The organism is Virgibacillus sediminis (assembly GCF_042643265.1).
Taxonomy (GTDB): Bacteria; Bacillota; Bacilli; order Bacillales; family Amphibacillaceae; genus Virgibacillus_O; species Virgibacillus_O sediminis.
Genome location: NZ_JBHRRZ010000012.1, coordinates 105,501 through 124,629 on the forward strand (window position 1 = coordinate 105,501; position 19,129 = coordinate 124,629).

At 43.2% G+C, this 19,129-nt stretch carries 17 protein-coding genes; 4 read left to right on the forward strand and 13 right to left on the reverse strand.

Translation table 11 applies throughout. The annotated features are described in order from the left end of the window. Positions 1-130: 130 nt before the first annotated feature. Complete coding sequence (locus ACFODW_RS06785) at positions 131-1,312, reverse strand: iron-containing alcohol dehydrogenase (protein WP_390304561.1); 1,182 nt, start codon at positions 1,310-1,312, stop codon at positions 131-133. Positions 1,313-1,510: 198 nt separating this feature from the next. On the opposite strand from ACFODW_RS06785, the gene ACFODW_RS06790 reads away from it, so the two are divergent. Then, a complete protein-coding gene (locus tag ACFODW_RS06790; protein WP_390304563.1) occupies positions 1,511-2,455 on the forward strand; it encodes an alpha/beta hydrolase in 945 nt (314 codons plus the stop codon). Positions 2,456-2,708: 253 nt separating this feature from the next. Here the strand turns inward: ACFODW_RS06790 and ACFODW_RS06795 are convergent, their stop codons facing one another. From ACFODW_RS06795 to ACFODW_RS06820, 6 genes are all read right to left on the reverse strand, one after another. After that, positions 2,709-3,842, reverse strand: a complete 1,134-nt coding sequence (locus ACFODW_RS06795) for a CaiB/BaiF CoA transferase family protein (protein ID WP_390304565.1) — start codon at positions 3,840-3,842, stop codon at positions 2,709-2,711. Between the two features lie 44 nt (positions 3,843-3,886). Then, positions 3,887-5,038: a thiolase family protein gene (locus ACFODW_RS06800; RefSeq protein WP_390304567.1), complete on the reverse strand. Its 1,152-nt coding sequence runs from the start codon at positions 5,036-5,038 to the stop codon at positions 3,887-3,889. A gap of 48 nt (positions 5,039-5,086) precedes the next feature. After that, entirely contained in the window at positions 5,087-6,235 is a 1,149-nt protein-coding gene (locus ACFODW_RS06805; RefSeq protein WP_390304569.1) for an acyl-CoA dehydrogenase family protein, read from the reverse strand. Between the two features lie 11 nt (positions 6,236-6,246). Beyond that, the gene (locus ACFODW_RS06810) at positions 6,247-7,017 is read right to left on the reverse strand and encodes a 3-hydroxyacyl-CoA dehydrogenase (protein WP_390304571.1); all 771 of its coding nucleotides are present in this window, start codon (positions 7,015-7,017) and stop codon (positions 6,247-6,249) included. A 108-nt stretch (positions 7,018-7,125) separates the two neighbouring features. Beyond that, on the reverse strand, positions 7,126-7,893 hold the full coding sequence (locus tag ACFODW_RS06815) for an SDR family NAD(P)-dependent oxidoreductase (protein ID WP_390304573.1): 768 nt from the start codon (positions 7,891-7,893) through the stop codon (positions 7,126-7,128). A 20-nt stretch (positions 7,894-7,913) separates the two neighbouring features. Then, positions 7,914-9,113, reverse strand: a complete 1,200-nt coding sequence (locus ACFODW_RS06820; RefSeq protein WP_390304575.1) for an acyl-CoA dehydrogenase family protein — start codon at positions 9,111-9,113, stop codon at positions 7,914-7,916. Between the two features lie 474 nt (positions 9,114-9,587). Here ACFODW_RS06820 and ACFODW_RS06825 point away from each other — a divergent pair, with 474 nt between their 5' ends. Further along, positions 9,588-9,932, forward strand: coding sequence for a hemerythrin domain-containing protein (locus tag ACFODW_RS06825; protein ID WP_390304665.1), 345 nt, complete (start codon positions 9,588-9,590; stop codon positions 9,930-9,932). 121 nt (positions 9,933-10,053) lie between these two features. Then, positions 10,054-10,635, forward strand: coding sequence for a uracil-DNA glycosylase (locus tag ACFODW_RS06830; protein WP_390304577.1), 582 nt, complete (start codon positions 10,054-10,056; stop codon positions 10,633-10,635). Positions 10,636-10,657: 22 nt separating this feature from the next. Here ACFODW_RS06830 and ACFODW_RS06835 read toward each other — a convergent pair whose 3' ends face one another. From ACFODW_RS06835 to ACFODW_RS06860, 6 genes are all read right to left on the reverse strand, one after another. Beyond that, positions 10,658-10,819 carry a hypothetical protein gene (locus tag ACFODW_RS06835; protein ID WP_390304579.1) on the reverse strand — a complete coding sequence of 54 codons (162 nt, stop codon included), beginning with the start codon at positions 10,817-10,819 and terminating at the stop codon, positions 10,658-10,660. Positions 10,820-11,301: 482 nt separating this feature from the next. Then, positions 11,302-11,781, reverse strand: coding sequence for a flavin reductase family protein (locus ACFODW_RS06840; RefSeq protein ID WP_390304581.1), 480 nt, complete (start codon positions 11,779-11,781; stop codon positions 11,302-11,304). A 141-nt stretch (positions 11,782-11,922) separates the two neighbouring features. Further along, the gene (gene hpaD, locus ACFODW_RS06845; RefSeq protein ID WP_390304583.1) at positions 11,923-12,879 is read right to left on the reverse strand and encodes a 3,4-dihydroxyphenylacetate 2,3-dioxygenase; all 957 of its coding nucleotides are present in this window, start codon (positions 12,877-12,879) and stop codon (positions 11,923-11,925) included. A 55-nt stretch (positions 12,880-12,934) separates the two neighbouring features. Continuing rightward, complete coding sequence (locus tag ACFODW_RS06850; protein ID WP_390304585.1) at positions 12,935-13,783, reverse strand: alpha/beta fold hydrolase; 849 nt, start codon at positions 13,781-13,783, stop codon at positions 12,935-12,937. 70 nt (positions 13,784-13,853) lie between these two features. Continuing rightward, a complete protein-coding gene (locus tag ACFODW_RS06855; protein WP_390304587.1) occupies positions 13,854-15,038 on the reverse strand; it encodes an acyl-CoA dehydrogenase family protein in 1,185 nt (394 codons plus the stop codon). A 358-nt stretch (positions 15,039-15,396) separates the two neighbouring features. Next, complete coding sequence (locus ACFODW_RS06860) at positions 15,397-17,259, reverse strand: V4R domain-containing protein (RefSeq protein WP_390304589.1); 1,863 nt, start codon at positions 17,257-17,259, stop codon at positions 15,397-15,399. 305 nt (positions 17,260-17,564) lie between these two features. Here ACFODW_RS06860 and ACFODW_RS06865 point away from each other — a divergent pair, with 305 nt between their 5' ends. Next, positions 17,565-18,941, forward strand: coding sequence for a solute carrier family 23 protein (locus ACFODW_RS06865; protein ID WP_390304591.1), 1,377 nt, complete (start codon positions 17,565-17,567; stop codon positions 18,939-18,941). Positions 18,942-19,129: the final 188 nt, after the last annotated feature.

The window sequence follows — 19,129 nt, forward strand, 5'->3', positions numbered from 1 at the left end:
CAGTTTGAACCCTTCAGCTTAAAAATTATTATACCTATACAAAATTTGAATGTAAAGTATTTTTTAGAATTTATTTATGATTCTAACAATTATGAACAGAATTGGCTCTTTTATTCATTTTCTCCCAGGGTCACCATACGCTCTTTATTAAATTATTTATCTCCTTCTCCAATTCCTGGGTTTCCATGACAAATTCGTTTTCCTCCCCACGAATATCTGTCAATACGTTCGCCACTAACTGTGGAAGGGTCTCTGCATCTATATTAAAATCCCGTAAACGATGGGGAATTTCCAGCCGCTTGATCAGACCGCTTATAATCTCTGGTGCCTGCTCGGCAATTTCCCTCATGTCTTTTCCCGGCTCCGAGAACCCTAATACTTCAGAGATAGCCGCCTGTTGTTCTATGGTCCGGGGAAGCAGAAACTTCATCACTTTTGGGAGCATAATCGCAGACGTCATCCCATGCGGTATATTATATAATGCTCCTAATTGATGTCCAATGCTGTGGGATAAACCGAGCTTAATATTGACGACCGAGAACAGGGAAAGCCATGCGCCTAACTGGCACTCCAGCCGGTACTCCATATTTTCAGGATGGTCATGGGAAAGAGGAAGATAATGATACAGTTTTTTTAAGGCCTGAAGGGCAAGTCCCGAATTTACTGGGTTGGGTGTTGGCGAATAAAGTGTTTCCACTGCATGGTCCACCGCGCGGATGCCTGTGGACAGCCATAGCCAGTCAGGCGTCTGCTTTGTAAACACGGGATCAAGAAAAACTTGTTGTGGTGTCATATGGGGATGGGAGAATTTATATTTTATCTGGTCTTTGCTGTTGGTGGCACCGGCTATACTTGTAAATTCAGCTGCAGATAGGGTTGTCGGAATCGCGAAATTGGGAACATACCTCCCCATTTTCGGCCGTTCTGTACGTAGCATCTCTGAGAATGGATACAATTCCTGTTCGGAGTCAATGCCTTCCGCTAAAGCCAGTGACAGGATTTTCCCTGCATCGATGGGACTGCCTCCCCCGCAGCTGATGATCACGTCTGGGCCAAAAGCGCGAATCTTTTGAATATCCCCCATCAATTGTTTCCCAGGTACATGCTGTTTCACGCTCATTTCATAGGTGGTAATCCCTTCAGCATGCAAGGATTGAATCATTTTCTGATATTCATCCACTTTCAACAGGCTGTTCGTCGTAACAATCAGAGCCCTTTTTCCGTTCAGCTTCCTAATTTCGGTGATCAATTGATCATTGACTATGTCTGCTCCATAATGAACACTTTCTACTGGAAGAAATTGATAAATCATTCTTCTACCACCCCTCGTTTTTTGAGTACAGAAAAGTACATGGTGTTTTGATATTATATCAACGTTAAATTATTGAATCAATAGTTTAAAATTAAAATATTTGTTATTTTTCAAATAATTAGTTGCCAAATTATTTGAAAGGTTGTATAATCATTTTCAGATAGTTGAAAACGCATTCAAAAAAAGGGGGAAATAATTGTGGGATACCAACCGGCAGTTAAAAAATTATTGGATCAGATCAATTCAGCGGATGGGAAGCCGATTCAGGAAATGACAGTCGAGGAAAACCGGGAAGGTCTGGCTGCTCTTTATGCAGATTTAGTGGGCGAACCTCAGGAAGTGGCAAAGGTTGAAAATACCAACATTCCAGCACATGACGGCGGGAAGGTCGGATTAAGGATCTACACCCCGGAAGGCAATGGCCCGTTCCCCGTATTGGTCTTCTACCATGGAGGCGGCTGGGTGCTTGGCGATTTAGATGTGGTTGATCCAATTATGCGGCAGATAACCAACGAGACTGCATCAATAGTTGTATCTGTTGATTATCGTCTGGCTCCGGAACACAAATTTCCTGTACCGGCAGAAGACTGTTATACCGCCACCAAGTGGGTAGCGGAAAATATCCAGAAACACAATGGTGACCCTAAGCGCCTTGCTGTCGCTGGTGACAGTGCGGGCGGAAATCTGGCTGCGGTGGTTCCATTAATGGCCAAAGACCGTGGCGGCCCTGCGATTTCCCTGCAAATTCTCCTTTATCCGGTGACAAACTTCGACACCACCACGACTTCCTACTTAGAAAATGGAAAAGGCAACTACCTGGAGACGGACGCAATGCACTGGTTCAATGATCAATATTTAAACAGCGAGGAAGATAAGAAGAACCCTTATACCGCCCCATTGCTCGCCAAAGACTTGTCTGGCCTGCCGCCTGCACTTATCTTCACAGCAGAATACGATGTTCTGCGGGATGAGGGGGAAGCGTATGCCCAACGTTTGAAAGAAGCAGGTGTATCGGTGGAACATACGAGATTTGATGGACAGATCCACGGTTTCTTCTGGATGCCAACCATTATGGACGATGCTCATAAGGCATTGGCCCAGATTAAAAAAGAAATGAAAAAGCAATTTTCCGCGACCGTATAAAGCTTGACGTAAGAAAGCTATATCTTTCATACAAAACAAACTGCAAAGCCCTAAACGACTCCCCTTATGAGTTGTTTAGGGCTTTGTTTCGTATGGGAATCATTGCAATTCTCTTTTCTGCAAACCTTCTGCCGCCTGTGCATACGAGCGGTATTTTCCATAGTGTAGTAGGTTCTTCGCTCGGGATTGCTGGATCCCTCCATCCAAACAAACACGGCCTACCGGAAAAGATAGGCCGTGTTTGTCCACATACTTATTTATTGTAAAGTTTACCCAGTATTTGTTCATTATGCTCCCCAAGACCGGGAGCTTTTGTGCGGATTTCAGCAGGGGTGCCTGACAGTTTAATTGGAAAACCAATCTGCTTCACCTTCCCCAATGCAGGGTGATCTAGTTCTTGAATCATTTCCCGGGCTTTAACCTGAGGATCAGAAGCTATTTCCTCTATGCTGAGGACGGGAGTTACACATGTCTCTGTACCGGAGAAAAGCTGCAGCCACTCGTCTCTGGTTTTCAGGGAAATGATCTGCTGGATTTCATATTTTAACCGATGCTGCTCGGCAACTGGGGCATCCAGTAAAGGAATAAAATCTTCCCTGCCTATCACTTCACAGAATTTCCTCCAAAATTTCTCTTCCAATGCTCCCACAGCAAGATATCCTTTATCTTTCGTTTCATAGACACTATAGCATGCTTTCCCCCCGCTTAATGCCAGTTCTCCCCTCTTTTCTTCCTTATTTGATGCAAAGTAATCCGGAAGAATCGTCTGCAGCCAGGAGATCGCCCCATCCATCATGGAGACATCGACAAACTGTCCTTTCCCGGTCTTTTGCTGTTCGATCACGGCTAATAAAATACCGACAGTGGCTGGAAGAGCCCCGCCTCCTATATCCGCAATTTGCGTCGCCGGCACGACTGGTCCCCTGTCGGATTCGCCCATCAGATACAGCAAACCTGCATAGCTTATATAATTGATATCATGGCCGGCCCTCAAGGCATACGGCCCTGTCTGGCCATAACCCGTTATGGCACAGTAAACAAGGGAAGGATTCACTTCCTTTAAAACCTCATAACCAAGCCCGAGCCGATCCATCACACCTGGACGAAAGGATTCAACAACCACATCCGCTTCTTCTGCAAGCTTCAGGAATTGTTCTTTCCCCTCCTTCGACTTAAGGTCAATGGAAACACTTTTCTTATTGCGGTTGATGGAATGGAAGAAAGCACTATCTTCATCCAGTTTTGGTTCCTCAGCCCTCGCATAATCTCCGTAAAGCGGCTCTTCCACTTTAATCACTTCTGCCCCAAAGTCGGCTAGAATCAAGGTGCAATAAGGGCCAGGCAATAATCGGGTAAGATCTAAAATACGTATGGATGTAAGTGGCATAGTCATCCTCCTCAGAGTGGAAAATTAAAATTCGGAATGATTCCTTAATCCAGCCGCTCAATGATCGTCGCGTTTGCCATCCCATGCCCCTCACACATAGTTTGCAATCCAAACCTTCCGCCAGTGCGCTCCAATTCACTCATCATGGTAAGCATAAGACGTCCGCCGCTCGCCCCCAATGGATGGCCAAGTGCAATCGCACCCCCATTTGGATTGAGTTTTGCCGGATCTGCCCCTGTTTCCCGCATCCATGCGATTGGGACGGAAGCAAATGCTTCATTTACTTCAAATATGTCGATATCATTTATGGAGAGGCCTGCTTTTTCAAGTGCCTTCTTCGTTGCTGGGATTGGGCCGGTAAGCATGAGTGTCGGGTCCGAGCCGACAACGGTCCGGGCAACAATTCGGAAACGCGGCTTTAACCCCAATTCCTCGGCTTTGTCCCTGGACATAATAAGAAGGGCTGAAGCTCCATCACTGATCTGCGATGAATTTCCGGCCGTGATTTTTCCACCTTCTTTAAAAACAGTGTTTAGCGATGCCAATTTTTCTAAATTAGTGTTCTTCCTGGGCCCTTCATCATGTCTGATAACCGTTGTGTTACCATCCGGCAATTGTACCTCCACAGGCATGATTTCCTTATCAAACCGGCCTTCTTCACTGGCCCGTACTGCCCGGCGGTGGCTCTCGAGAGATAATTCATCCATTTCTTCCCGAGAAATATTCCATTTATCAGCAATTAACTCCGCTGACAAGCCCTGATTGATTATTTCATACTTAGAGGTGAGGGCTCCGCTCAATTCAGTTCCTTGCATATTGGACATCATTGGGACCCTGGACATGCTTTCAATCCCGCCTGCTGCCACTACATCCATATCCCCGCTAATAATTGCCTGGGCTGCAAAATGAACAGCCTGCTGGCTTGATCCGCATTGGCGGTCAATGGTCGTCCCTGGCACATCCACCGGATAACCGGCAATGAGGGCTGCTTGCCTAGCAATGTCAAAAGCCTGTTCCGATACCTGGGTAACACAGCCAAAAATAACGTCTTCAATCAGTTCAGAAGGGATTCCTGTTCGCTTTACCAGCTCTGCCAGCGGTTTTGCTGCCAGCTCCTCTGCACGGATTCCGCTGAGAGCTCCATTATATTTTCCTACAGGCGTCCTTACACCTTCTACGATTACAGCTTCTCTCATATATATTTTCCTTTCTTCCTTCATATTGGAAAAGGTGGGTTTGTTCTTTTACAGCTCCATTCCCCGGGCAATGATTTCCCTCATAATTTCATTCGTACCTCCATAAATCGTTGCCACTGCGGAATCCCGATACCTTCTTGCAATCTCAAATTCTTCCATGTATCCATATCCACCATGCAGCTGCATACATTCCATTGCTGTCTTTCTGGCAAGCTCTGTCGTCCACCACTTGGCCATCGACACTTCACTGGTGATATCTCTTCCAGCCATATGTTCTTCAATTAACCGGTCGACGAAGCTTCTGCCCATCTCAAATTCTGTCCTTAATTCCGCTAGCTTGAACCGAGTATTTTGGTAGGAGGATATGCTTTTCCCGAAAGCTTTCCGCTGCTTTACATAGTCAACCGTCAATTCCAGCATTCTTTCTATAGAGGAGATACTCTGGATGGCGACAATCAGCCTTTCCTGCTGAAGCTTTTCCATTAAATAATAAAACCCCTTATTTTCTTCTCCAAGCAAATTTTCCGCCGGTACACGAACATTTTCGAAAATTAGTTCGGATGTGTCATTGGCATGATGGCCCATTTTCGATAATTTCTTCCCCTTCGTGAATCCAGGCATGCCGGTTTCTACTGCCAATAGGCTAATGGCTCTATGTTTTGGTGCCGCATTCCTATCTGTTTTACAAACGACCACCACGATATCGGCAGAATGCCCATTTGTGATAAACGTTTTCTCTCCGTTCAGAATGTAGGAATCTCCTTCTTTGACGGCGGTTGTTTGAATGCCTGCCAAATCCGATCCCGCTCCGGGTTCCGTCATTGCAATGGCACTGATCATTTCGCCGCTTACAGCCTTTGGCAGCCATTCTCTTTTTCGTTCTTCTTTTGCATAACTTTCTATATACGGGGTAGCTATATCATTATGAAGACTGACACCTGACGCTAAACCGGTACCTATTTTATCCAGTTCCTCAGCAAGGATGACGCAATAGCCGAAATCCGCTCCAAAGCCACCGTACCCCTCATCTGTCGAGGGACAAAGGTAACCGCGCTCCCCCATCTTTTTCCAGAACGCCCGCGGAATCTGCTTTTCTTCCTCCCATTTCTCATAAAATGGGGCTGCCTCCTTATCCAGGAACTTTTTCAGTGATTCACGGAACATCTCATGTTCTTGAGTTAGAAATAACCTTTTCATCACTGGCCTCCCTATTTAGGCTGCATCCGGACTGCGCCATCGAGACGGATGACTTCTCCATTCAACATCGGGTTCACTATAATACTTTCCGCCAGTTTGCCATATTCACTTGGTTTGCCTAATCTCTTAGGAAACGGTGTCATTTGTTCTAACGCGTGAATGGCCTTATCCGGCAGGCTTTGAAATAATGGGGTTTCAAACAAGCCTGGCGCGATTGTCATCACCCTGATTCCCAGGGAGGCAAGATCTCTTGCTATCGGCAGAGTCATACCTACAATTCCTCCTTTGGAAGCACTGTAGGCGGCCTGACCGATTTGTCCATCAAATGCGGCCACGGAAGCTGTGTTAATGATTACTCCTCGTTCCGAATCTTCGTTTGGCGTGTTTTCACTCATTATTTCTGCAGCCAACCGTATTACATTAAACGTCCCGGTGAGGTTGACATCAATCACTTTCTGGAAAGATTCCAGGGAATGTACCCCTTTTCTGCCGAATGTTTTAGCGGATGGCCCGATGCCTGCACAGTTGATCACCGTATTTATGTAGCCGAAACGGCGGACAGCCTGCCCCAAAGCTGCTTGCACACTTTCTTCATCAGATACATCGGTCTTTACATATAGCGCATTCTCCTCACCCAGCTCTTGCACCAGGTTCGCTCCCCGTTCTTCCTGCAAATCAAAAATAACAGCTTTCCCGCCTTGGGAGGTGATATTTCTGACACTTGCTTCTCCCAGCCCGGAAGCTCCTCCAGTGATAACGGCAATTACCTCTGTCATTTTCATCTCGCATTTCTCCCCTCTTTATATACAAATATAGATTCCGATGCGCAATCCTTAAGCCAGCGGGTAATCCGGACTCTCTTTTAACAGAGAGCCCGGACTCCCGGGATGCTATTCTGTCAATGTTCCTCCATCCACCGGGATTGTCTGGCCGGTAACATAATTGGAAAGCTCTGATGCAAGATATAAAGCAATGTTGGAGATATCCTGTGGTTCCCCCAATTTCCTCATTGGAATAGTCTTTAATATCTTGTTCAGCCACTTTTCATCTTCAAACTCTTTTTCGTTAATTTCTGTACTGATCAACCCTGGTGCAATAGAATTTACAATGATTCCATATCTTGCCCACTCGGACGCCAGGGATTTGGTCAGATGAATGACAGCTGCCTTGCTGGCTGTATAAGGGACAATTCGCTTATATGGTTTCAAACCGCCGACAGAGGAAATATTAATGATCTTCCCGCTCTCCTGATCAATCATCGCTTTGGCTGCTTCTTGGCAACTGAAAAACAGCCCCTTGATATTCACATCGAAAATAAAATCGAAATCTTCCTCTGTGACTTCCACAGCCGGTTTTGTTCGATTCACCCCAGCGTTATTTACTACGACGTCAATTCGCCCAAACCTATCTAATGTTTCCTTGTACATTTGTTTGATATCTTCCAGATTTGCCATATCACATGAGATAGGCAATGCTTCCACTTTATATTCCTCAGCAATATCTTCCGCCAGTCTGGCACAGGCTTCCTTGTTTCTACTTGCTATCACAAGATTTGCTCCCTGTCCGGCGAAATCACGGACCATCTGTGCGCCCAGCCCCCTGCTTCCGCCAGCAACCAAAATCACCTTCCCGGTAAGGTCCAATAAATTTCCCTTCATTAATCCCGCCTCCTGCCTGACTATGCGTTCACTTCTTCCATCTTCCGCTTGTACTCCTTAAAGATTCTCTTTGCCACTACCATGCGGTGTACTTCATCCGGACCATCGTAAATGTGGGCCGCCCGTGACTCCCGATAAAAAGATTCAAGCGGTGTATCTTTTGAATAGCCTAACGAACCATGTACCTGGATCGCACGATTAATCACATCATTAATAATTTTTGCCCCATGGAATTTAATAAGGGAAATTTCTTTTCTGGCATCTTCCCCCTGATCCATTTTCCAAGCTGCATGGAGGGTTAATAACCTGGCGGAGGCAATCTCTGCCGCAGAATCAGCAACGAAATTCTGGATCGATTGGAATTCAGCTAGTGGGGTGCCCCGTGTTTTCCGCTTCAGGGCATAATTCACCATTAAGTCAAAGCTTCGGTTCATGACACCCAGCCATCTCATCGCATGGGTGATCCTGCCAGGTCCCAGACGCATTTGCGCCAACTTGAACCCTTCTCCTGGGTTTCCAAGCATGCTGCTTTCGTGTACACGGCAATTATCGAACCGAAGTTCCCAATGTCCGCCCTCACTAAAATCGCCCATAACCTCAATGTCCCTCACCCGTTCAAGGCGAGGATGATCCATGTCTATAATGAACATGCTGGCCCGTTCATGCGGAGCGGCCTCCGGATCTGTAACGGCCATTACGATGACAAAGGAAGAAAGTCCAGCATTGCTGATAAACCACTTCTCTCCATTAAGTACATAGTAATCCCCTTCCTTTTTTGCGGTGGTCTGGATTCCTGTAGGATCTGCACCCGAGACCTCTTTTTCCGTTAAGGCAAAACAGGACCTAATATCGTCATTCACCAGCGGCTCTAAATATTTTTTCTTCTGGTCTTCGTTCGCAGCGTTCAACAAAATCTCCATATTTCCTGTGTCCGGAGCCGCTGTGCCAAAGACACGGGGACCAATAGGGCTGCTGCCAAGAATCTCATTCAACAGGCCGAGGAAAACTGCCCCAAGCCCCAAACCCCCGGCTTCCTCTGGTAAATGGGCCGCCCATAATCCCTGATCTTTCACTTTTTGCTGCAGCGGTTTTAAGATGTGAGACGGCAGTCCTTCCCCCGGGATAATATACTGCTCGGCGGGATATACTTCTTTTTCCATAAACTCTCTGGCTCTGGCAAGCAACTGTTCCTGTTCTTCTGACGGGCGAAAATTGAACATACTCATCAAACTCCTTTTTCATTCACTGTAGTGGATAGTACCCAAAGCTTTGTGGAGGCCGCCTAGGCTGCTTCCAAGAAATAGTACGTTCTATCACTTTAAGAAAACGATTACAATTTAACAGGAAGTTTTTCTATTGTATGTACGACGTGTTGTTAAAAATATTCTAACAGTTTTAATTTTAACTTTCAAGTCAAATTCTAAATATTTGAGTAATTTTTAGTTCGCTGACTCTTATTCCGGAATATTTATCGTCACATGATCTTCCCCCTACTTGTGATTTGAATCACATTTTTCAGCAGTGGGAAGGTGTATACTAGGGGAAAAGAAACTTCCCGAGGAGGATGAAAATGGAAAAAAGGGAATCAAACGGCATACATCCTTATATCCACTTTCACACCATCACCACCATGCCCTTTTCCTGGCATTGCAACTGAAAAGAATTGGAAGAAAAGCGAGCTGACAGTGGAAGAAATGAGAGACAGTCTGAAGTATTTCTGGGAGAAAGACGGCAATCAGCATTTCCGGGATGAAGAGGAGATCTTGTTGCCGGTATATGCTAAGTATCAGTCTAGTGAACAGCCTGAAATAGCCGAAATGCTGTTGGAGCATGTAACCATCCGATCCTATGTACAACAAATCATTACTTCCGATGAAAATTCGGTTTCCTTGATGAATCGTCTCGGACAATTATTGGATAGCCACATCAGGAAAGAGGAACGCATTATCTTCCCGATGATCGAAGATGAGTTACCGGAAAAGGAACTGCAGAAATTGAAACCGTACTTGCACGTCGATGAAATACCGCCACAAAAATAAATGGGCATAAGCCGGAGAAGTTTCTCCTCTGCACATGAACTTTTCGGGTTTTCTTTGCAGCTATTAGTGAAAAATAAATCATAGTAGACAAGTACATCGATCTAGAGGAGCTGACCATACAGTGAGTGATTTTTGCCCAAGCATATGGCCGGAAGAACCGGCACCTGGTACGGAGAGGAATTGTAATGACTGCGGCTTGGCCGAACATGGGACACGCATCATTTGGGGAGAAGGAAATCCGCAGGCTCCGATCATGGTCCTTCTCGACAATCCGGGTGCCCGGGAGGATCGCAGCGGCAGTCCATTTGTCTGTGGCACAAGACATACGTTGCAGGAGACCGTGGATTCTGTAGGACTGGAGATGGATGATTTATACGTAACCTATGTACTGAAACGAAAGCCGACACGTGCCTATGATAAACCAAGAACCAGGGTAATCTGCATGAGACACTTGGATCAGCAGTTGGAGAAACATAAGCCTGACTATATCGTCTGTCTGGGAAATGTAGCTGCCCAATCTTTCTTCGAAGACGAAGAAGTACAGGTGAAGACATTACGGGGGGAGTGCCATGAGGTAAGAGGCATCAAAACAACAGCCGCCTATCATCCTTTGGCTGTAAGAAGACGGCCGAACCTATTACGGTTGTTCAAAGAAGATTGGCAGTATGTAGCAGACCAGTTCTTCAGAAGTCGGAGCACCTGAGGAACTGGTCATTTATATAGGATCATTTACTTCTGCAGAGTGTCTGAGCATTACATTGATTCAGGCGCTCCTGTACACTTTCTGGCAATTGGCGGTAGAATAAACCTTTATATTTGAGGTCGAGCAGTGCTGCAATGCCTGCTAAAATAGTGACTGATAGGATGTAGCACTTATTGTTTTTCATCGTTTGATCCTCCAGAAAAAGTATAGCTTTTACAAACCCTCTAATGCGTGGGAAAAATCGTCACCTATTCCCTGGACACCCCAGATGAATAGATCTCCTTATGGATGACTTCCCTAAGGCAGTTTGCTTAACATGAGATATGCATGCAAAGGAAATTTAATTATGACAAAAATAAAAAGCTACCACAAGGCAGCTTAGACTTGTGATAGTTCATTATTCATAGTGGCTTATATGTTTCCAAGATTTTAAAATTCCGATCGGAAAGTATCTCCAGGTTCAAACGGCAATGCTTTGGACAGCGCACCAGCTAAAATAATTTCGCCGGGGTTTATAAAAAATCTTAAGCTCCGACTTCATTTGCTGGCGAAGCAGCCGCTTCCATTGGGTAGCCCCATCCCCGCTGAGCCATGAGCCGCATCAATGAATTCTCCAGTCCTTTATTCGGCTAGCAATGATTTCACTTGCTAACATCACACATGAAATTAACTTGTGGCCGTTACAGCCTTTTCCAGTTTACGATATTTTCCCTTGGAGAATATTAACGGCTCGCCATCTTCCAAGTTAATATCTGTTACCTGACCAATAAACAGAGAATGGTCCCCTTCGATATATTCAGATTTAACATTGCAGGCAACCTGTGCAATGGCGCCAGGTACAACTGGTTTTCCATCCAAATAATTGAACGGAACTTCTTCATCTGTTTCCACCTGGCCGGCAAAAATCATGGATAATTCTTGTTGATCTTCTGACAGTATATTGACCGAGAACTGACCACTTTCCTGGATTTTTTTCAGCATATGTGCATCTTCTTTCAAGGAAATTACGATCAAGTTTGGATCCAAAGATTGTGACATGAAAGCATTTGCCGTCATTCCATGTATATTTCCAGCGTTTTCTGTAGCAATTACGGTAACACCCGTTGCAAAACTCCCCATTGCATTTCTAAACTTACGACCATCCATCATTAAATCCCCCTTTGCTATTCTAAACATTCGATGTTGGCAGGATGAAGGGTAAAATAGAAGCGCCCAAAAATTAGGTGACTTTCACTCCCTCTGGAGCCAGGTGATGAACAGCCTAATTGAGCGCCAATTTATTCAGGTTTAAACTAACTCGTTATTTTTCATCCATTTTTTGTTAATTGCTGTTGTTTCCACAAATGATTCTGGAACATCCGGTCCCCACCATAGGCGGCCATTGCTTTCATATGCTTCCTGTGTCCATCCAACCGGTTCCTGATCAAGATCACGTTTATAGTCATCGGAATAAATTTCAATTCGATGTCCATCCGGATCTTTGATATACAGGAAGAAAGCATTACTTACACCGTGACGGCCAGGGCCATACTCCACGGAAGCACGATAGCCAGCATCTGCAAGTAAATCCGCTGTTCGGATGACACCTTGTACGCCATCAACAATGTATGCTACATGGTGCAAGGCAGCGTATTCTTTATGCACTAATGCAATGTCATGTGTATTTGTTTCTCTTCTGATCCATGCGGCAAATTTGTCGTTTCCATCTTTACTTTCCACATATTCGGAAATGCTGAAATCAAAATTCTTCCAGTAATCCCATTCTTTGTTGACACTTGGTACACGAAGGTTCATATGGTCAATGCGAAGTGGAGGAATTCCATTTTGCAAGTGCGTTCTTCTCATCGGAAGAATGACATGGTTATTCTCTCCATGGTACACATTGATTTGTGGAGAATGATGATAAAATGCAACAGGATGTCCGCTTGGCGTTGCAACTTTAAGCACTCTTCCATGGTCTTTGTCCTCAGTTTCTTGTACTTCTACCCCAAGTTCTTCATTTTTTGCTTTGATCTCATCCAGTGCTTCTTCGCTGGAAACCCGAAGACCAAAATGATCTAAACATACATTGTCTTTATCTTCATTTAGAATTAAAGAATATTGGTCAAATTCTTCTTCGGCACGTAAATATGCTTTATTTCCCTCTTGTTTTGTTTTGATGAACCCAAGTACTTTTTCATAAAAATCAAGTGATTTCTCTAAATCTGATACATTTAGTTGTGCATAGCCTAAGCGATAAATCATCTTTCTTCACCATCCAGTATGTTTTTGTTTTTTTGAGACGCAGTTATTTAATAAATCAAACGTGCTGCAGCATGAAGTCAGTCAATACTGTGTTGAACTCTTCCACCTGTTCCCACTGCGGCCAATGTCCTGCATCATTAATTACTTTTAATTCAGCACCGGGAATCATTTCCTTAATTGGTTCTGCCTGTTCTACCGTGGAAGTTGGATCATGGTCGGTCCAAACGAGTAATGTAGGAACATCTATCTTTTGGCACCATTCGGGTTTCCAAATATATTTTTGCCTTGGTTCCATTTCCTGCAAATGAACGATATTGTAAACAGCTTTTTGGTAGGATGGCTGTGAGTAAATTTGATAACGATTATAGACAAGCTCGTCCGTTACCACCGATTTATCATACATGAGCCATTCCAAACGTTTTTTAACATTTTCATAGTTAGCGTTTACAACTGCGTTAACTGTTGATTCCTTCAAACCTGCCATAACTTTTGGATCGCTGTTGACGTTTCCTGGTGTGTTTAACACTAAAGCTTTTGCATAGCCAGGATGATGTGCAGCAAACCAGGCCGCTACCCATCCACCTAGAGATTCACCAGAAATATATGCTTGAGATAAATTCATTGCTTTCATAAAGTCCAGCAAGTGATCGCTATAAGAATCGATTCCATACGGCTTGTCCGGTTTATCCGTATACCCATGACCAAGCATGTCAATCACAAGAACACGGAAATGCTTGCTTAAGCCTTGCATGTTCTTTGCATAAGCTTCAATATGGCCGCCAGTGCCATGAAGAAGGATTAGTGGTTCGCCTTCCCCTGCTTCTAGTACTCTCGTCTTTACTCCGTTCGCATCCACATAATAAAGTTTAAATTCCAGATCTGCTAGTTCATTCCATATTGTCAATTCATATCACTCCGTTTAGTAAATTTTAATTGTTTATCTGATTAATTGGTTGGTAGATAAGGCTTTTAGCTTATCCTCGAACTCCGCTATCAAACCCAAATAATTCTTTCCCATATGCCTGTACAGAATCCTCATACAGTGACGTTTTGTGAGTGGCTACGGATAATATGTCACGGAAGAACAATTCGATTGGTCCCCCTTTATACAAGCCAGCACCGCCTAGTGTCAGCAATACCCTCATGGCTATTTCCGTACAGAGTTTTGTTACCTTGGTACGGATAGCAAAGAACTCTGCATTAGGTGTCGGATTAGGATTGCCTTTTGAATTTTCCAGTTTCGTAATATATTGATCCATTAATGCTTCTGCAGCATGAAAGTCTGTGGTTATTTCCGCCATTACACGCTGGCTTCTTGGGGATTCACTTTCCAATAGACCGTTATCCATCAAGCGTCTGCGTTTTTCTGTTGCGCTCTTAAACTCATCGATAATCCGTTTGGTTCCGCCAAGCGCCATGTATGGGAATCCCATGTAGAACGCAGGAAAGTATGGAATATCATAAAATGGATAATCTGTATCATAATCATCTTCAGGTGGACGGCCAACCTCTTCCAATCGGGAAACTGGCAAAACTCTTTCTTTTGGTACATACACATTATCAGCGATAATCTGGTTGCTTCCTGTTCCACGAAGGCCGAACGTATCCCAGTTTTCAACAATGGTGAGTTCAGACGTTTTCAAAATTGGCAGGCAAACTTCCGGTTCATCCATACCAGGCAATTGCATATTTACACCAACACCGATCCAATCGCTATAGTTTACTCCACTTGCAAAATTCCACTTTCCGCTAATGCGGTACCCATCGCCATCCTCTTCATACGTACCAATCGCAGCAAAGATGTCACTGATTAATCCACCCTGATTTACAATTTCGTCTCTTGCATTTTTAGGCAAATAAGCCGGAAGTGTATTGTGCAGCGGATATAGGAATGTCAGCCATGAAGCTGAAACGTTATAGTAGGCGACGGTACGAACAATTTCGCCAAACGTTCGCAGATCAACCTGTGGTCCACCATATTCTTTCGGTAACATCATTTTGGAAATAGAAGAATCTCTCATTAATTGAGCAACGTTTGGAGAAATGGTTGCATTTTTTTCTGCATCGCGTGCTTCTTTTTCTGCCAATTGTCCAATCTCTTTTGCTTCATCAAATAATTGTTCTATTACCTGTTCCTGAGTTAGCTCTTTTGTTGTCATATAAACGCTCCTTTTTTATTAATAATTGTTTGCATGTTCCGACTCTTGGTATCGCTTACATTCATAAGTATAAGGAATTTTAAAAATAATAACTAGAACAAAAACTGTTGTATATCCACAAGATTAAGCAAAAGTTGTCCATAAAGTTCCTCAACACCTTACTAAGTTACTAAGATCCGCTGTCTGGTTACCTGGTTCCTGGGTGAGGAAGCTCTTGCTAGTGGCCAGATACATGAAAGGCAAAGGCATTCCTGAATGGACTTTGTACAGGACTAAAAATCTTCGGACGCTACGCAGATAAAAAATAAGCCATTATCATAACCTTTAATGATAATGGCTTAACGAAACATCTATTCAATTATTTTTCAAAGTCCCACTCACCTAGGGCAATAAGAGATTGCAAAAGCAACAATAGTTCATGCATCACATTCGCATTTCGCAAATCTACTTCCAATATATCTTCCAATTTGCGTATACGATGTCTCAGCCCGCCCATGGATAAGGCCAGGTCGTTCATCGTTTTTTCCAACTTGCCACCATTCAGAAGGTAAAGGTATAGAGTTCTTATGAGTTCTTTTTCGTTTTTCTCCTCAAACACAGGACCAAGTTTTTCTTCTGCTAATAGTTTGATTGCTTGTTTATTTCCTGAATTGATCAATATTCCCAAAATACCAAGATCCCTAAAAAAAGTGATTTCACCACCCGTTGTCAAACCGATACAGACGGTTGCTTCTTCCACATATTTGTTTATCTGTTCGATATCATCGGCCACTGTACTGATACCAAAGGAAAAAGTAAAATTCTTGTACTTTTTCTTAAGTAAGGCATGTAAACCCGTTATTATTTTTTGTTTATCTTGTGTCTTTTTCTTGTCAATGGTATTGCAAATAATTAGCTTTCTCTCGTAGTGGCCGGCAAGTATAGGCTCCTGATGGCTATTAAAATAACGGATAATCGATTCATATATATCTTCACCTAACTGAAATTCTTCCTCCATCGAGTCAAGATTCGTCTCATAGTCAATAACCATGATATAGTACGGATTGCTTAAATCCATCCCCGTATAATTTCCTCTTTTTATAATTTCATTTTTTGGCAGCCGGCCAGCTATCATTCGTTCTAAAAAATTGCCTTTCATTCGTTCCATCGATTCGAATTCCGTTTTTTCATTTAGCATAACGAGGGAAATCGCATTACTGAAACGGTCCAAAAACAGATAATCTTTTTCAAAATTTTGATCGGTCTCCCCCTTGTAAACAAAGGAACAAAAACCTACGATACGTTTTTGAACAATCAGCGGGGTGAATAATCGAGTCTGAATGTCCGTTCTAATAATTTCCCCTTTCGATGGATATGGCTGTTTTGCAAAAAGGTAAGTAGAATCCCCTGAATTCGCTTTCAAATCATCCTGCAACTGATGGTATTGCTCTTCTGTTAAACCAGAATGAGCGATATATTCTTTTTCTGCGGATTCAATAATGATGGGTGTTTGTATCATATCAGATGCCTTATTGACCAGCTTTTTCAAATCACTGCCATTGATAATCTCATCTGTCAACTCTTTCTGAAAATCAGCCAGTTCTTGCAGAAACTTCCGTTGATCAAGCAGTTGCTCATACGTATAGCTTAATTCATTGATAATTGTTTCCTCTTCAAAAAGTTCCACACCTTCTTCATTTTCTTTCTCCCATTCTTCTTTGGTTTTTAACTCCCAGCTGCATTTCTCGTGTCCACAGCCGACACAAGTTATTTCTTTCGCTAGAATGGGTTTATGGAAAATCGTGGACATATAACCACTGCTATAACCAGCAAGCGTATGGCAAACAGGAGTTTCGGAGACTCCTTGTACCTTCAGATACTCTCGTGCTTCATAACTTTCCAGCCAAGAACCCTCACTAAAAATCGATAGTAAGTTGCCATCTTCATCAAACTCCGCCCTGCTTTCATGCTCAATTCCTCTAATATGCCCACTATTTATGTGAAGTCGAGGCCCATAACGTATATACGCTTCTTTTGGAAAGTCTTGTTCTAATGCTTCTTTGCCGTCATGAACGCCCATTTCCCAGCCATAGTGAAATAAAAAACTTTTTACACGCTTTTCTCCAATATTTTTTTTCAATTGTTGGAATAAAATACCGAAAATGGAGGGATTTATCGTAATTTTCCTGTTATTTTCGTCTGAGCTGATCCGATAGCTGTCTTTTGGAACATGAATATACATAGTGTCATCCCCCTTCGAAAACTATGTTTGCTATTTCATTTTTTTAGTTATGATATATTTTATACTACTATCAGCGGTCATTAAAGCCCTTTCAAAAATCTAGTTAATAGAGTTGACAAAGTATATCTTGTTCCATATACTTTGTTTTATCGAAAAATTTACGTAATTTTGAAAGGAATTTGGTAAGTTTGGAATGGTTCTAAACTTCCTTTCTGCTAGAAAAAGGAGGGGTACGAGAATCAAACAAGAGCAGATTATCCAATCATTTTTTGAAAGCGCTCGCACAAAAAAGGAGGTTAAAAACATTGGCATTTTATAAAAGAAAACATGGAGAAGAACAGCCTAGTTGGAATCTAGGCTCCTATCAATTAAGACTTCCATTCATCCATTATAAGCTCGAGACGCCAGAACTGCTCCAAGGTGTCGTTTTATTCACTGCTGGTTTAGGAATGATTGAGGTCATGACGAGTGCAATGGGCATTTCCTATGAAGCAGCTTTAACTATAACTATATTAAATCAGTTTTTAATGCTGTTGCCATCTACATTGGGAGTGCCTTTTGTATCTGGATTCATCACCGCATTAATTCCTCTGATCATCTTGTTTCTGGGAAATTACTCCCCAGGTCCAGAGGCCGTTCAAGCAGTTATTGCCATCCAGCTCGTATTAGCGTTCCTATTCTTGATTTTTGGCATTTCGGGTCTGGGAGAAAAAATAGTTGTCAATCTACCACGATCCCTAAAAGGAGGAATCTTGATTGGGGCCGGAATTGCTGCGATTATGACGGAAATTCAACCTGGAGGACGTTTAGCGGAAACACCGATTGCCATTACGGTCGGAGGATTGCTATGTTTGATTACCATGTTTTCCATATCCTTTAAAAAGCTATCCCTACAAAACAGATGGGTCCGCTTTTTTGCAGGGTTCGGCATTATGCCGGCAATCATTGTTGCAATCATTGTCGGTTGGGCTGTAGGTGAATATCCTACCCCTAATATCGAATGGGGAATCACGGTGCCCGCGATTTCGGAAGTTTGGCAGTTGACTCCGTTCAGCATTGGATTTCCCAGTATTGATTTGCTGATTGCGGCTGTTCCTACTGCAGTACTGGCTTATGTTATCGCTTACGGTGACATCATTGTTGGTGATCAAATGATCAAGCGGGCAAGAGAATCCAGAAACGATGAAAAAATCACGTACAGTTTTAGCAAATTGCATATTTTGACTTTTGTTCGAAACTTGTTGAATGCACTTTTTGCCCCGCACCCAGGAATGGCCGGTCCAATTTACACAGCTGGTACGGCTTCCGTCACGGAGCGTTACAAATTTGGCAGAAAAGCGATGGATTCTATATACTCTGGAACAAACACCATGCTGATCGCGTTTTCCATAGGAATATTCATTCTTCCATTGGTTACGTTTTTCCAACCTTTCTTACCAATTGCCTTGTCTATCACGTTAATCCTTACGGGCTATTTATGTATTACAATTGGAATGCAACAGGTAAAAACGGAAATAGAAATGGGGGTAGCTGGTGTGATGGCAATTGTGCTTGCCATTTACGGAGCAGCACCTGCATTAATCGTAGGAATTGTACTATATTTCACGATTGAACATAGCGGTGCAAAAAAGAAACGAGAGCAAACCAAGAAAGAGAACATAGAAGAAGACAATGTCGGTTAATTCACACCATGAATGAGAGTGTGATGAGGCTATTGAGTTTCCTCTTGTTAAACAAATGTCAACAGTAAAAGCGCTGTATCATATTTTCTGATACAGCGCTTTTTGTATGAAATGCTAAGGTTGTACAGTTTCCCTATTCCAACGCAATACAGATATTTTTTGCTTCGGTAAAGAATTCCATGCTGTGA